We start from the raw sequence: 14,550 nt of genomic DNA on the forward strand, positions 1-14,550 counted from the left end.
AGGATTTTCAAGATGCTGCTTGCGCACGGTATTTGCGAGGTGGGTGATGACGTGATTGCTTGGCGGCGACATCTCCACCAGAACCCGGAACTTCTCTACGGCGTCCATGCGACTGCCCGTTTCATCACTGACAAACTCTCGCAATTCGGTTGCGATGTGATTGAGACTGGTATCGGCGAAACCGGGGTTGTGGGGCTTACAAAGGCACGTTGGGCGAGGGGCCGGTCATCGGGTTGCGGGCAGATATGGATGCCCTGCCGATCCTTGAACGAAGCGGCAAATCCTGGGCGTCGAGGATATCCGGTCGTGCGCATTCCTGCGGGCACGATGGTCACATGGCCATGCTCCTCGGAGCCACTCGTTATCTCAGTGGAACGCGCAATTTTCGAGGTGCAGTGGCTGTTATCTTTCAGCCAGCTGAGGAAGGTGGGGCTGGGGCGCTTGCCATGGTCAAGGACGGGCTCATGGAAAGGTTTAACATAGAACGTGTGTTTGGGATGCATAACGAGCCTATGCTTCCTGTTGGATATTTTGCAATCCGGACAGGAGCAATTCTGGCTGCTGCCGACACTTTTGATATCGTTGTTCACGGTCGTGGCGGGCATGCTGGCCAACCACATCTCTCCATTGATCCCATTGTGGTCGCCTCCCACCTTGTCATCGCGCTCCAGACAATCGAGTCGCGCGAAACCGAACCATCAGATGCACTGGTGATTACGGTCGCATCCATTCAAGGGGGGAATGCGCATAACGTCATCCCCAACACGGTGTGATTGACTGGGACCGTGCGAACGTTGAACGCTGAAATGCGCGCATTTGCGGAAAGGAGACTGAAGGATGTGACGCGATTAACGACAAGCATCTTTGGGGCCACAGCAGACGTGTCTTATAACCACGGTTATCCCGTAACATTCAACCATGAGAAGGAGACCGAGATTGCTCTAGAAGTGGCAAAACTGGTCGTTGGTGAAAAGGCGGTAGCGTCTGACATCAAGCCCCGCATGGCAACAGAGGACTTCGCCTATATGCTGGAAAGCAGACCGGGTGCTTTCATAATCATAGGAAACGGCGATACGCCAGGATTACATAATCCCGCCTACGATTTTAACGATGACGTCATCCCGTTCGGCGTGAGTTACTGGGTTCGCCTCGTTGAGACAATTCTCTCCCATGATGAATGACTGCGTGGTGGCGCAGCTCAATATCCTGCTGATTTTCGAGCAGGTGGCGAGGGGCACGCGTATGCCCATGCTTGCATCTAAATAGATGGCATTGTTGCAAATGCCATCCAACTATTTGAAGAGAAAAGATTTTGTCTCAGTCTGTGCACGACAAAACAACATTACGGCGCGACGGTAACATCATAACCAGCCGGACTTGCGAGCGCCAATAAACCCGTCTCGAAAAAAAGGAGTTGACTGTCCTGCTGATGTCTGGTTTTATATAGTTATCGCGATAATAGTTATCGCATAACACGGAGTGATGCAGATGACCGACAACAAATTCCTCACAGCTGCCGCCGCTATCGCTATCGCCGCCGCAGGACAGTCAACTTCAGTATCAGCAGCCCAGCCCGTCAAGAATGTCGTCCTCGTCCACGGTGCATTCGCAGACGGTTCGGGGTGGCGCGGCGTTTACGATCAGCTCACCCAGCGTGGCTACAAGGTCACGATTGTCCAGAACCCCCTGACATCTCTTGACGACGATGTTGCCGCGACAAACCGCGCACTCGACCGTCAGGACGGCCCAACCATTCTTGTCGGTCACTCCTGGGGCGGTACCGTCATCACGGAAGCAGGCATTCACGCCAATGTCGCTGGCCTGGTGTACGTGTCGGCCCTGTCGCCAGATGCTGGTGAAACGACCGGCCAGCAATATGAGGGTTTTGCCCCAGCCTCCGAATTTGTGATCGACAAGGCTGATGACGGCTTCGGTTTTGTCAGCCCCGAGAAATTCAAAGCCGGGTTTGCCCATGATGTCAGTGATGAAGATGCTGCCTTCATGCGAGACTCGCAGGTTCCTATCAATCTGGAGGTGTTTGGCACAAAGCTCAAAAATGCTGCCTGGCGCACCAAGCCCAGCTGGGCTGTCATTGCCACGGAAGACAAGGCCTTTGATCAGGCGATGCTCATTCACATGGCTGAGCGGATCAAGGCGAAGATTACCAAGGTCTCAGCCAGCCATGCGCTGTTCATGACGCAGCCAAAGGTGGTCGCAGACACGATCGATGAGGCCGCCAAGACAATCCAGAACAAAGCCAACTGACAACAACAAAGCAAACTGACAACAGAAACATCAAGCGAGTGCAAAAATGCACTCGCTTGAAAACACCAATGCAACATTTTCCAGACGAGTTCGGCCCGTTCACTTCAAATGAAACTGACGGGCCACAAGCTGAAATCTCTATCTAACGCGGCTCCCGACATAGATCGGTTGAGCATTGCGCTCGGCGCAACAACACATGTAATTCAACATACAAGGTGACTTATGGAACACGCCACAACAGACCGCGACGGTCCGGAATCACGGGCTCATCGCACCAAATTTCGTACCCATTTCGATTTCATCATCTGCGGAGCTGGCTCTAGCGGCTCTGTGGTTGCCACTCGACTGGCCCAGGACAAAAACGTTCAGGTCCTTCTTATGGAGGCTGGTGGCGACGACAACGCGCCTTCGATTTCAGACCCGGCACAATGGCCGCTTAATCTTGGTTCATCGCACGACTGGGCATTCGAAGGCGAGCCCTCACCACACCTTAATGGTCGTCGTCTTCCCTTGAACATGGGCAAGGTACTCGGCGGTGGGTCTAGTATCAATGTGATGGTATGGGCCCGCGGTCACAAGGCTGACTGGGACTATTTTGCTGATGAGACAGGTGATCCGGACTGGGGATACGATTCTATTCTGAACTATTACCGTCGTATTGAAGATTGGCAGGGTAAAGCCGATCCGACACGACGGGGGGCGGGTGGACCGGTATATGTCGCACAACCCCATTCCCCTCAGCCGCTTGCGGAAATCACGGTTGACGCTGCTAAGGATCTCGGCATCGCGAAATTTGAAAGCGCCAATGGCGAGATGATGGAGGGTGACGGCGGAGCCGCCATTGCTGAGTTGCGAATCCGTGACAACAAGCGGCAGTCGATTTTTCGCTCTTATACGCAACCGATCATGGATCAGCCAAACCTCACGGTCTTGACGGGCGCGCTTGTCACTCGGATCATTCTTTCAGGCAAGACAGCCGTCGGCGTAGAAGCCATGGTTGGTGATAAGATTTTGCGTTTCGGTGCGGATCGCGAAGTGGTTCTATCACTTGGGGCGGTACACACGCCCAAAGTGCTTATGCAATCCGGTATAGGACCTGCAAATGAATTGCGACGCCACGGTATTCCTATCGTCCAGGGCCTTCCGGGGGTTGGGGAAAACCATCAGGACCACATAGCCTTCGGCTGCACCTGGGAATATCTGAAACCTCAATTGGTCGGTGGTGGCGGCTGCGAAGCAGTGCTCTATGCAAAGAGCGACGCGCGCTTGCCTGCGCCTGATATTGTGCAGTGCCAGCTGGAATTCGCAGTGCCGCCGCCACCTGAGGTAGGATTGCAAGCGCCTGAACACGGTTGGACGATGTTCGCCGGGCTTGCCCAGCCCAAGAGCCGTGGACGCGTTCACCTGTCCGGCCCGCAACCCGACGACCCGATTATTGTTACACCCAACTCACTGAGCGATCCTCAGGACATGGACACAGCCTTTCGCACTATCGAATTGTGCAGGGAATTGGGCAATAGTGATCGTTTTCGGTCCTTGATCAAGCGGGAAGTCATTCCCGCCATACGCGACCGTGCAAGTATGGAGAACTTTATACGCAACTCTGCCGTCACGTATTGGCACCAGTCGTGTACGGCCAAAATGGGACGAGATGCCATGTCAGTCGTTGATTCACGCCTGCGTGTGTATGGTGTCAAAAATCTGCGCGTTGCCGACGCCTCGGTTATGCCGAGAATACCCGTCGGCAACTTGATGGCTCCGTGTGTGGTGGTCGGCGAGCGTGCGGCAGACATGTTAAAGGCGGATAACGGAATTTCGTCCTGACCTTTAAGACTGGCTTACAGGCTACTCAGAGCCTGTAAGCTGCGTCGTATTGATGGGAGCTAGTGGCAACGCCGCCTTGTTGTGACCCCTCAGTAAGAGTGAGACGAACTTCGCCACCCTGTGTGAGCAGACCTTTCAAATAATTGGGCATGTTTCATTTATAAGACATGAGTAATGAAATGTAACTCGGCTGAAAAGAGGCCATGAAATTCTAGTCTCTCACGCGACGGAGGTGAGGGAATGGGATTTGGACCCGAGGACTATGCTGAAAAAGCGCCAAGTAGTGACAGACCTGAAGACCTCAATACAAAGCGATCCAAGAGACGCAGGAAAGCGCTGATATCGTGGGATTATCAAGATCGGTTATTTGATAAATCCGGGGAGAAAATTGGTGCCAAATGCGCTCCTGATTTGCCCGTTGCGTTGGATGTGAGTCAACGCAATGAACAGTCATTCCATTCTTCCGATGGCGAACCAGATGAATTCCGACAACTATACACGATCGGCGCGGCAGCCTTATCTCTGCTGAGCATCATGGCCGTTTTATATTTGATTCTGTGCCATCGATAATGTTCTGCGCGCACCATTCTTTGCTTTAGTTTCGCCAGTCACCATAGCGCAACTCGCAGGTGTCGTACTGCAATTGAAATGTGAATCCATAAAACGGAAATACAGACGAAACAGGCCGCACGCATTTTTGGCCGTCGTCCGTATTTCAATAGGTGTGCCCAGTTTGATCCAGAAACGTCTTGGCTGCTGCCATTAGCCCCGTAGGGGCGCGGCCTGGCAATTCTTTGTCGGCACTGTCAAAGCGTCCCTCTCACACTGAATTACTCGCGACGCTATGTCATCAACTTCATAAAAGAGGCTTTTATGCACGAAATATTGTTGCGCGTAATCTTCGTCGCTGCCGTTATCGGTAGTGCGACTTCCGCCATTGCTGCTGACCGCGTTGTGCATGTTTACAACTGGTCCGACTATATCGAACAGTCAATACTTGATGATTTTACAAAAGAAACAGGAATAAAGGTTATATACGACGTATTCGACAACAACGAACTGCTTGAGACAAAACTCCTCGCAGGAGCATCAGGCTACGATGTTGTTGTTCCGACCGGCCCCTTCCTTGCCAGACAGATCAACGCAGGGGTTTTCCAGAAACTGGATAAATCAAAGCTCCCCAATCTCCGCAATATGTGGCCGGACATCATGACACGGCTTGCCGCTTATGACCCTGGAAATCAATATGCCGTCAATTACATGTGGGGAACGACAAGTATCGGATATAATGTCGAGAAGGTCAAAACTGCGTTAGGCGATGTCGCAGTCGACAGCTGGGACGTACTTTTTGCCCCCGACAATGCAAAAAAGCTCGCAGCGTGCGGCATCAATATTTTGGACGCGCCTGACGAGACGGTCGCTATTGCCATGTCTTACCTCGGTAAAAATCCCGATAGCAAACAGTCGGATGATCTCAAGAGTGGTGTTGAGGTCTTCAAATCAATCCGTGCGTCGGTGCGCTCGTTCAACTCGTCGGCCTATATCAATGAGCTTGCAACAGGCGACATTTGCATTTCGATCGGTTTCTCGGGTGACGTGCTGCAGGCGAAGGCAAGGGCGGAAGAAGCTGGCAACGGGGTCAATTTGGGTTACGTCATTCCCAAAGAGGGCACTTATATGTGGTTTGACAATCTGGCCATTCCTGCCGATGCAAAAAACGTGGATGAAGCACATGCCTTCATCAATTATCTGATGAAGCCCGAAGTCATTGCCAGAGCTTCCAATTACGTACAATACGCAAATGGTAACCTTGCATCTCAAGAGTTTCTAGATGAGGAAGTTCGCAAAAACCCCTCAGTCTATCCTTCAGCGGCGGTCCTCGACAGGCTTTTTACAATTTCACCATACGACGCTACGCAACAGCGTGTGCTGAACAGGCTGTGGACAGCGCTCAAATCAGAGAATTAGGCGAGCTGCCCCAAGAAAATGCGGTGGGCCATTTCTTAATGGCCCACGTTACGAACGCACTGATCTTGGGGGGGATGCATTTACAGTGTCGTTAAAGTGCTTGACACAGATGCTGGGCTCTCGTCGGTCAGACGGGAGCACTCCAACCTTCAATGTTCGCGTAAATTGCGTCGCGTAGATTTCTGATGTCGCGGTTGAGAAGGCCCAGATCATGTGGACTATGTGCAGACGCTGATAGTAACGCGTCGCTGAGACAACCAGCTTTTCGCTGCAACGTGCGCCCCTCTTCAGTAAGCGCCACAACAACTTGTCGTTCATTCTCTTTGCTGCGAGTTCTATGCAACAGGCCTGCAACTTCCAGTCGCTTCAGGAGAGGTGTCAGTGTACTGGATTCCAGGGCGAGGCTGTTGGCGATCGATCCAACCGTTTGCTCATCTTGAGCCCAAAGAATATTTAGCACGAGATACTGGGGGTAAGTCAGACCGAGTTCGTCAAGAAAAGGCTTGTATGCTCGCTGTATTGCGATCCCGGCCGAGTAGATCGAGTAGCACAGCTGTGCGGTTAAAGGGGGCGGGGGATTGGCTTTATCAGTCATTTGAGTGCTCCTGTCACTCAAAGATTTACGTTCTCGCATCGCGAAAATCAATATCGCGATAAGGAAAAACTTAGATGTTTGGGCTCTGGGCGTGTCCCTGTTTCAGAAGTCATCTGGCTCGTGAACACCGGTGAGCCAGGGAATACATCTCTATGGCAATTGCAAGAGGTTGATAAACGTCTCTTTTCGGAGGTTTAGCCACAGCAGACAGCAATCCGTTTTGGCAGGCCCGTTCGTCGTCCCAGCCGGGGTGGTTGACGATCGGGTACAGGCAAATGCCTTCCAACGGTACGCCGGCCTCCATTGCGATGTCAGCCTGCGCCGTCACATACTCGAACCAGACGGTTCTTCGCTCATCTTCGATACCTGTCTCGGAAATCAGCATTGGCCTGCCGTAGCGGGCGTAAGTCTCTATCAATATTTTGCTGAGGGGTTTGTACAGACTGTGCCCGATATCGAGTGGCGGTCCCCCGTGGATCCACTGATTATTAAAGTAGTAATTGACACCAACGACGTCCAGATAGCGTTCCGCACCACCGATCTGGGGCCATAACCGTCCTGCAATCAAGTCCCAACTCTGAAACTGTGACTTCCGGTGTCCGTCGGCTAAACGTTCCTCCCAAGGGCGTTCTGGATCCGTGACAACGTTGATAGCTGGTTCGCAGTGCACGAAACGAGCGCGCGGGTCTACAGTCAGAATTGCGTCCATGGCAGCAATCGCGGCACGTGCCAACTGCACCTTGAGCTCGAAACCGCGACCATGTGCGAACGGATTGAGATAGGCTGCATCACCACCTCCCCAGGATAAGAACGAAATCTCGTTAATGGGGCAATAAAAAGGGATGCCGTCACACTCTTCTTGAACAATTCGTGCGCAGCTGGCTGCATAATCCGCAAAACGGTCAACGAACCGGGGAGACCAGATATCGACATCGTCTGGCCATCCGTAGTGCATCAAGTCCCAGATGACCTGTGTTCCAACCTCCGAGGCCGCCCGTAACATCGGTCTGACACTTGTCCATTCATAGCCGCTTGGCCGATCGATCAGATGCCAACGGAAACCGTCCCTTATTGTTCGTATTCCAAGATCAGAAAGCTGGCGGTAGTCTTGAGCAGCATAAGTATCGTGACCAGTCGATGCTATTAGGTCGAGGCGCCGCCCGGTAGGTTGATTTTCATTGGGACGCAGACGATGTGTAGAACATTCAAATCCTCCCTGTAGGAAGGAGTGAAAAAGACCCGTCGGCTTAGCTGGCCGGCGTTCTTTTACGACCTCGTCAATAAGGTTCTCCCATTGCGGCAGCACCGCCTCGACGGAGTAGGTTGCCTCTACTTTCAAACGCAATGCCTGACCCAGGGCATTGCGCAGCTCCGGTGAGACAATCAAATCGTTGAGACATTGCGCAACGATAGCCGGATCGTTGAATGGTACGAGAAGTCCTGACGTGCCAGGATCGATTTGTTGGAGCACGCCGTTGTCAGGTGTCGCGATGACGGGCAGTGTTGCCGCACCCGCCTCGGCTATAACATGCGGCATGCCCTCACCAGTTGATAGCCAGACAAAAATGTCGAAAGCCGAAAGGAGGGTGGGGACATCTTTGCGGTCCCCAAGAAACTGCAGGGTATTGTCCAGTCCAAGGGTGGCCGCGAGTTCCTTCAGCTGCTCTGCATAGTCGGGGTAAAAAGCGTCCGGGCCGCCAACAATGACGAAGCGTGCGGATTCATGCATATTGTGAACGATTGCCGCCGCCTTGATAAAATCCTCAACATTCTTTTTTGGATCCAGCCGTCCGACCCATCCTACCAGCATGTCACCGTCGCGAATTCCCAGCGTGTTGCGCATGGCGCTACGGTCGTTCGCATCAAAGGCAGTGAGATCCACCATGGAGGGTATTTCCAAGGCATGATGTTCTCGACCTGGCATCATGGAAGCTGCTGCATCGCGGATGGTGTGACAGACGCCGACATATCTGGTCGTGTAGTGCTTAGGTCCCGCCAGCGCCTCCGATACAAGCCCGCCGTGTTCGATTAGCGGCGGGCGCAGATGTAATCGCTCGAGTGCCGGGTAAATATCAGCAACGTTCTGGCAAGATATTACGACGTCGTAGAGAGGAATTTTCCCGGCCAGATACTCGACCGTGTCATCGAAGGACAGCCCATAGGGTGTCGTGTCGACGTCGACGCCAAGTGCGCGGAGTTGCTCATGAGTTTGCTCTGTCATTCCAGGTCTATGGAAGCATGCTGTCACGTCGATACGATACCGTTTGGGATCCAGATTCTTTGCAAGCAGCCGTACTTCGGTTTCCTCACCGCCTACGACCAGCCAGGCAAAAACGAACAGAATTCGCACAGGTGAGGCCTCCCCAATCATTCGTTCACCTGGAAGACAATCTGCAGGAATTCCGGCCGGTTCTTGATTAAGTCGGCTAAAAAGCCAGGCGCGTCATCGATAGGAAGCACATGCGAAATCATGTGCTCACGGATGATTTTTCCTTCAGTGAGTAGAAGATCCACCGTGGCTTGGGCCAGTCTGCGCCGATCCCAGAGCGGTGCCAGCCCGCGCGGAACGCGATTGATCTGTGCGCAGCGAATGTTCAAGCCATTGTGGTGAAACTCCTCACCGAGCCGTAAGTGATCGGCTCCGCGCTGATAGAACGCCAGGTCGATCACGGTGCCTTGAGGACGCAAGGCCTTTAGCGCTGTGTGCAGACTGCCAGCATGGGCTCGCGTCTGAAATACAAGGTCAGCGCCGCGCCCCATCGCGCCATCATGCCAGCGTGCCTTTACATGCTGCCAGCCCTGTTCCTCTGTCATGGCCGTGAGGCCCATTGCGTCGGCTTTGCCCCGGCGGAATTCAGACGGATCAGTAATGATCACGTCCGAAGCACCGAGCGAGCGGACAAACAATGCCGTCATCAGGCCAACGGTTCCCGCACCGATTACCATAATGGGGCGACCGTTGACGCCGGCCCCCAGAGCAGGAACGTGTAGCCCAAACGCTTCCGCATCAGCATGAAGGATACCGTTGGCGCAAATAGGGCCCATCTGAGCGACCAGCACGCCAAGCAAGGGATCAAGTTCGTTCGGCAAGGGTACCAGCACGTCGTGGAAAGGGTCAGCGGTGTGGCCGGTTTTGTGCCCGTAAGCTGATGCGACAAGTGCGCCATCGGAAAGTCCGAAGGCGCGGGATTGAGATATTCGCGCCACCTCCATGTATCCCAGAAAGGGAACGGGATAATGCAGATCGGGCTCGTTTTCGATGAACACGCCACGATCCCGGTCGAACCGAGATCGGAAATAGGGATTAGTGTTCTTAAGAAAAGTCAGTTCGGTGCCCGCAGAAAGACCAGTATAGAGCGTGTCCAGCCTGACCTGACCATCGACGGGAGGGCCTTCTTCATATTCGAAGAAGTAGGTCCGGCCGGGCGCCTCCACACCGAGAGAACAAATACGGCGGTGGCCAGGCGGCATCACTGCCTGCGGCTCTTCTGAACGCGGCTGTTGTGTCAGGGGGGCCAATGGCGTTCGTGGCACAGGTGCTGCTTCGAGCCGCACGGGTTTCCCCGCACGTGCAGAAGACACGACAGCCAGCGCCAGCCTGTGCGTTGCAAGCGCGTCTTCGTAAGAGCAGCGGATACGGTTCTCGCCGCCGCGAACGGCGTCAACGAAATCGCGATCCTCGCGCCAGACGGGATCGCCGTCGGCAGCACGCACCGGTCGACCGCTCCCAACGTCAACCATTATTTCGCGGTCTGTCAGTTCGATAGCCAGTCGATCGGCAAAGATATGCAGGCCGACGCGGTGGTTCCAGCCGAGCAGGCAGGTGGATGCGATGTTGGCGATCACTCCGGTCTGGAAGGTGAGGCTGGCTGTTGTGGCTGTTGGAACATCCAAACCGGGGAAGTCGGGTCGGTCTTTGTGTCCAACACGGCCGTAGACCTCGGTCACCTCGCCGAAAAGAAACCGAGCCAGATCAAGGAGGTGCGTCGCCTGTTCGATGATTTGTCCGCCTGACTTGTCCTGCTTCCACCACCATTCGGGTGGCGGGGTAGAATCCAGCCAGTAACCCGACAGTAGTTGGGCGGGATTGTTCTCCAGAAGAGCCCGCGCTTCATCAACGATATCGAGATAACGCCAGTGATAACCGACGGCCGTGATCAACCCTTTGGCGATGACGGCCGCCGAGATTTCTTCGGCAGTCGGTAGATGGAGCGAAACCGGTTTTTCAACGAAGAACGGGAGCTCGCGTTCGATCAGGTCATGTTCCGGTATCCCGTGGGCGAAAGGCGGGATGCAGATATAAACAGCATCGGGTTTTACTGCGTCCAACATGTCTCGGTGATGCTCGAACGATCTCGCGCCAAACCGGATGGCGGCCAGGTCTGCTTTGGCCAAATCAGGATCAGCAAATCCTGCCACCTCCACTTCGGCAAACTGCGCGAGGATATCCAGATGACGTTGGGCAATCCCCCCGGCACCGATGAAGGCCAGACGTGTCTTTTGCATGGAGTTGTCCTTGTGAAAGCGCTTGGCTGGCTTGCTGATAAATCGCTGATAGATCGAGGCCGTCTCCGCTGCCATGCGGTGGGCAGAAAAGTTGTCGCAGAAGCGATCGTGACCCATTGTGCCTGCCTCTGCCATGCGGCGAGGATCAGCGAGAGCTTCGATGACGGCGCAGGCCATGGCATCTGGAACGCCCGGTTCTGCAAAGAACGGATGAGTGTCGCCCAGCGCCTCAACAGTGCCACCAATACGCGTGGCAACGACTGGAACTCCAAGCGACATGGCCTCAAGTATCGCGAGGGGAAGGCCCTCAAAAAGCGACGGGAGAACCAAAAGATCGGTGATTTCCATGAGCCGGGCAATATCTTGTCTTTGCCCGAGAAAGCGGACGTGGTCCTCAAGACCAAGCTCTGTGACGAGGGTCTCGATTTTTTGCCGCTCGCTTCCCGAGCCGGCCAACAGCAGAACCACGGTCGGGTAAGACCGAACAATCTTCGGCATGGCATGCAGGAGGGTTGCATGGTCTTTTTGTGCAGTGAAACGCGCGACGGTTAACAGAACGATCCGTCCCTCAACCCCTATTTCCTGTTTCAAATTATAAGTTTCGCGGCTGGGGTCAAAAGGAAAAATACCGTTACGGATGGTCGAAAGGCGGGCTGGATCGATACTGTTGTGAAAGCTTTCCGCCGAGGCGGCGGAAACGACTATGTGGTGCGCGACACCCAGGGTCTGCTGCCTGTAGTGCTCCTTTTGTGCAGGATCTGTCAGCAAATACGGGAGGTGGTCCGTTCGAATGACCGGAATGTTTTTTTCACGTCCTGTCGCTGCAAGATCATGTCCTTCCCATCCGATCCCGGCGTGGACATGCAGGAGGTCTATATCGGCTGTGGTCAGCCAGTCGCCGAATTCTTCGTGATTGCCAGACAGCCGTACGCCGAGACCATGACGCGCAGCGCGAGGTAACACACCTGTCCGGTCTTCCGTCATCAAAGACAGAGTTACATCCCAGTCCAAACTCAGTGCTCGACCAAGTGCGATCATGTGTTCGCCCATGCCTGATGGGTCGAGGCTGTCTGTGGCGAGCACTATCCGCAGCTTGTCAGTCACGATGGATATCGGCCAGTACCGCGCCGACATCGTGTCGTTTCTTCAGGCGTCTATAAGTCGCCAGCGCCTGACCAACCACTTGGTCCATGTTGTAATATTTGTAGGTGCCAAGCCGACCGACAAAGGTCACATCACCCAGCTGACGCGCGAGTGCCTCGTATCGCTTGTAGAGAGCCTGATTTTCAGGCCGAGGTATAGGGTAATATGGGTCTCCGTCTGCACAGGCATATTCATAGCTTATGCTGGTTTTCTCGTGAGACTGGCCTGTCAGATGCTTGTATTCGGTGATGCGGGTATGCTCGACCTCCTCTGAGGGGTAATTCACGACTGCGACTGGTAATACCCATTCGGCGTCGTGTGTCTCATGTCGAAATTTCAGGCTTCGATAGGGCAGGCGCCCGAATTGATAGTCGAAATACTCGTCGATCGGACCTGTGAAAATAATATGTTTTGCAAGGCGTGCCTGCTTGAGTTCGGCAAAATCCGTGCCCATCATCAAGGTGATATTATCGTGATCCAGCATACGCTTGAACATCTGGGTGTAACCGTTGAGCGGCATGGCCTGAAACGTGTCGAGGAAATAGCGATCGTCGGTGCTCGTGCGGGTTGGAACACGCGCGGTCACCGAGCGGTCCAGGTCGGAGGGATCAAGACCCCATTGCTTGCGGGTATATCCCTCGAAGAATGTTCGATAGAGCTCAGAGCCAACTTGCGAAATGACGACGTCCTTTGACGTCGAAATCGGATCACATGGTTCGGCGCGGCCAGCGAGGAAAAGTGCCGCTGCTGCTTCGCTCGGCAGGTCGAGCCCGTAAATCATGTTTAGTGTGGTTCGGTTGATCGGGATCGGCACGCGCAATTCTCCGACCTGGGCCAATACCCGGTGTTCGTAAGGGCGCCACGCCGTAAAGCGGGATAGGTAGGCAAAGACTTCGTCGCTATTGGTATGAAAAATGTGTGGACCATACTTGTGAACAAGAACCCCTTCTTCATCATAGTGATCATAGGCGTTACCGGCGACGTGAGGGCGTCTGTCGCAAACGAGAACCTTCTTGTCTCCATCAGCAGCCAACCGCTCGGCAAGAACTGAACCCGCAAAACCTGCGCCAACGATCAGGTAATCATATGTATCGCTCTGGACCTGGCTACTTTCCCGCAGAAGCGGCTTTTTAGCAGCAGCGAGCGCGCTGCCATTTCGCAAAACTGCTTCGTCCACCAGAGCGGACATGGAGCGGAATGTTATATCCCAGGACGATAAAGCGAGGACACTATCAACATCGCGCAGCCAGGAAGTACCTGACTTTGCAATCGTTATCGCTTTATCGCAAGCATTGCAAAAATCCTCAGTCCCGCCGGCAATCAACACGCCAGGCACATTTCCGTAACTGCGCACGACGTCTGTCACGGCTGTACTAACGACCGGGCGACCGGCTGCAAGATATTCGGGGGTCTTGGTCGGGCTTATGAACCGTGTCGCTTCATTGAGTGCGAATGGCATAAGCGCAACATCCCACCCTGACAGATAGGCAGGCAGATCGTCGTAACGTTTTTGGCCAAGATAATGAATATTTGGTGCTTGTGGCAGGTCACTCGCCGAGATTTTTGCCACAGGTCCAAGAAAGACGAATGACATCTCCGGACGGCTAGCGGCCAGTGAACCAATCAGTTCCAGATCAAGCCTTTCGTCAATGACACCGTAGTAACCAAACCTCGGGTGAGGAATCGATGCCTGGTCAAGCGGCTCAGGCAGCTTGCCTCGAGCGGATAGAAAATGACATTTGTCGACGCTCGATGGAAAGGGGTGGATATTGTCGTGACGATGCTTTTTAGCCTCATACAGGCTTACGCCGCCTGTAAAGACAACATCCGCACGATCAATCAGTTCGGCTTCCGTCGACTTAAGGTGTGGTGGTGCCAGTTTGAAGTTTGCAAGTTCGTCCATACAATCATAAATCACTGCTGCAGCATCAACATGCTTGGCAAAACCAAACATCAGTGGCGTATAGAACCACAGCACCGGCCGCTCGCCGCCGTGTAGCGCAAGGAGCTCGCTGAGCAGACCTGCAAGGCCAGCCTCGCGTTCGGTCTCGTTCCACCAGTGCGGAATCCGTGGGCGAACCGCCTTGACTGGAGTGCCGTCGAAAGGGTGGATTTCGAGATAGGCGAGGTGATGATCAGTCGGGATGAATTCTTCAAAGAAAAATACTTGGCGATCTGCAGCGAAGCGCTGCATGAGATGCTGCGGTCTCTGCACCACGAAATCCCATCTCAGATGTGAAAAACAGATG

The 14,550-nt window shown here is 54.0% G+C and carries 8 protein-coding genes and 1 pseudogene; 5 read left to right on the plus strand and 4 right to left on the minus strand.

Annotation, left to right across the window (positions count from 1 at the left end):
- Positions 1-123 precede the first annotated feature (123 nt).
- From ACZ5FM_RS24625 to ACZ5FM_RS24645, 5 genes and pseudogenes are all read left to right on the plus strand, one after another.
- Positions 124-1,181, plus strand: a pseudogene (locus ACZ5FM_RS24625) (amidohydrolase).
- Between the two features lie 307 nt (positions 1,182-1,488).
- A complete protein-coding gene (locus ACZ5FM_RS24630; RefSeq protein WP_275643504.1) occupies positions 1,489-2,265 on the plus strand; it encodes an alpha/beta fold hydrolase in 777 nt (258 codons plus the stop codon).
- 222 nt (positions 2,266-2,487) lie between these two features.
- Positions 2,488-4,089, plus strand: a complete 1,602-nt coding sequence (locus ACZ5FM_RS24635; protein ID WP_464041092.1) for a GMC family oxidoreductase — start codon at positions 2,488-2,490, stop codon at positions 4,087-4,089.
- A gap of 240 nt (positions 4,090-4,329) precedes the next feature.
- A complete protein-coding gene (locus tag ACZ5FM_RS24640; RefSeq protein WP_275643519.1) occupies positions 4,330-4,659 on the plus strand; it encodes a hypothetical protein in 330 nt (109 codons plus the stop codon).
- A 303-nt stretch (positions 4,660-4,962) separates the two neighbouring features.
- Positions 4,963-6,057: a polyamine ABC transporter substrate-binding protein gene (locus ACZ5FM_RS24645; protein WP_464041093.1), complete on the plus strand. Its 1,095-nt coding sequence runs from the start codon at positions 4,963-4,965 to the stop codon at positions 6,055-6,057.
- Between the two features lie 127 nt (positions 6,058-6,184).
- Here ACZ5FM_RS24645 and ACZ5FM_RS24650 read toward each other — a convergent pair whose 3' ends face one another.
- The 4 genes from ACZ5FM_RS24650 to glf form a co-directional block, all read right to left on the minus strand.
- The gene (locus ACZ5FM_RS24650) at positions 6,185-6,652 is read right to left on the minus strand and encodes a MarR family winged helix-turn-helix transcriptional regulator (RefSeq protein ID WP_464041094.1); all 468 of its coding nucleotides are present in this window, start codon (positions 6,650-6,652) and stop codon (positions 6,185-6,187) included.
- Positions 6,653-6,761: 109 nt separating this feature from the next.
- Entirely contained in the window at positions 6,762-9,023 is a 2,262-nt protein-coding gene (locus tag ACZ5FM_RS24655; RefSeq protein WP_464041095.1) for a glycosyltransferase family 4 protein, read from the minus strand.
- Entirely contained in the window at positions 9,020-12,262 is a 3,243-nt protein-coding gene (locus ACZ5FM_RS24660; protein ID WP_464041096.1) for a glycosyltransferase, read from the minus strand. The genes ACZ5FM_RS24655 and ACZ5FM_RS24660 overlap by 4 nt, the downstream gene beginning before the upstream one ends.
- Positions 12,255-14,495 (minus strand): UDP-galactopyranose mutase, encoded by a 2,241-nt coding sequence (gene glf, locus ACZ5FM_RS24665; RefSeq protein ID WP_464041097.1) that lies wholly within the window; start codon positions 14,493-14,495, stop codon positions 12,255-12,257. The genes ACZ5FM_RS24660 and glf overlap by 8 nt, the downstream gene beginning before the upstream one ends.
- Between the last annotated feature and the right edge of the window lie 55 nt (positions 14,496-14,550).

The organism is Agrobacterium sp. 5Ca50 (genome assembly GCF_055381905.1).

Excerpts from the sequence above, each read along its gene's own strand:
- ACZ5FM_RS24630 (WP_275643504.1), top strand. The coding sequence starts at position 1,489 with ATGACCGACAACAAATTCCTCACAGCTGCCGCCGCTATCGCTATCGCC.
- ACZ5FM_RS24650 (WP_464041094.1), bottom strand. The coding sequence starts at position 6,652 with ATGACTGATAAAGCCAATCCCCCGCCCCCTTTAACCGCACAGCTGTGC.
- ACZ5FM_RS24645 (WP_464041093.1), top strand. The coding sequence starts at position 4,963 with ATGCACGAAATATTGTTGCGCGTAATCTTCGTCGCTGCCGTTATCGGT.
- ACZ5FM_RS24635 (WP_464041092.1), top strand. The coding sequence starts at position 2,488 with ATGGAACACGCCACAACAGACCGCGACGGTCCGGAATCACGGGCTCAT.
- ACZ5FM_RS24640 (WP_275643519.1), top strand. The coding sequence starts at position 4,330 with ATGGGATTTGGACCCGAGGACTATGCTGAAAAAGCGCCAAGTAGTGAC.
- glf (WP_464041097.1), bottom strand. The coding sequence starts at position 14,495 with ATGCAGCGCTTCGCTGCAGATCGCCAAGTATTTTTCTTTGAAGAATTC.
- ACZ5FM_RS24655 (WP_464041095.1), bottom strand. The coding sequence starts at position 9,023 with ATGATTGGGGAGGCCTCACCTGTGCGAATTCTGTTCGTTTTTGCCTGG.